Annotated in this window: 1 protein-coding gene; it reads left to right on the top strand. The window is 52.9% G+C overall.

All coding sequences use genetic code 11. From position 1 onward, the window contains the following. The first annotated feature begins 98 nt into the window (after positions 1-98). Complete coding sequence (locus QP990_RS12120; RefSeq protein WP_239208830.1) at positions 99-635, top strand: hypothetical protein; 537 nt, start codon at positions 99-101, stop codon at positions 633-635. Positions 636-748: the final 113 nt, after the last annotated feature.

Below are 748 nucleotides of genomic sequence, written 5' to 3'. Positions count from 1 at the left end.
AAATGAACACGTGTGCTATTATTTTGGGTGGTTACGGTTTGTATCCGGAAGGGATGAATGAGGCCGTAGTCCACAAACTGAACATTTAGGGGGAGACTGTGTCGCACGAGGACGCACGCACTGACAAGTCCGAAAAGGACACCACCGACGTGGATGCTGCCACCAACGCCGCAAAGGCTGAATCCGAAACCGCACCAGATGACTACCGTAAAAAGTACGAGGACATGCGGTCCCACTCTCGCACGTGGGAAAACCGGGCGGAAAAATCGTTAGCGCAAGTTGAGAAACTTACCGCAGATAAAGAGAAACTCGAATCCACGATTAAAGACCTACAATCCGAGCTTTCAACAGCACATAGCCAAGTTGAAGATGCTCAGCATAATCGTGATTTGATTATCCACATTGCGGCACTTGGCGGCGACGTAGAGCAATTATTCGACTCGAAAAGCTTCTGCGCAGCCGTCGATAAAATCAACTCTGACGACGACGATTACGAATCCACGCTCAAAGACCTCATCGGCAAGCACTCCCCCGCCGCCCCTTCACCGTCGCGGCTTACCTGGGAATCTCCGAATCAAGGAATCTCCAGGGGCGAAGAGTTGTGGCAGCGGCGCCAACGGCGCCAGGGGGCGTAGTCCACATTCATCACATCATCGGGGGATATTATGCACTTTCGGCCAGAATTTGACCATTACTCTCCCAGCGACCTGTCGTGGCTGGGCTCTCGCCACGCAGTAGACAACGCCGA

Origin of the sequence: Corynebacterium sp. MSK071 (assembly GCF_030232125.1) — a bacterium.
Taxonomy (GTDB): domain Bacteria; phylum Actinomycetota; class Actinomycetes; order Mycobacteriales; family Mycobacteriaceae; genus Corynebacterium; species Corynebacterium kefirresidentii.
Note: the sequence above shows the minus strand (reverse complement) of the source record. Positions and strands in the feature narration are given on the sequence as shown.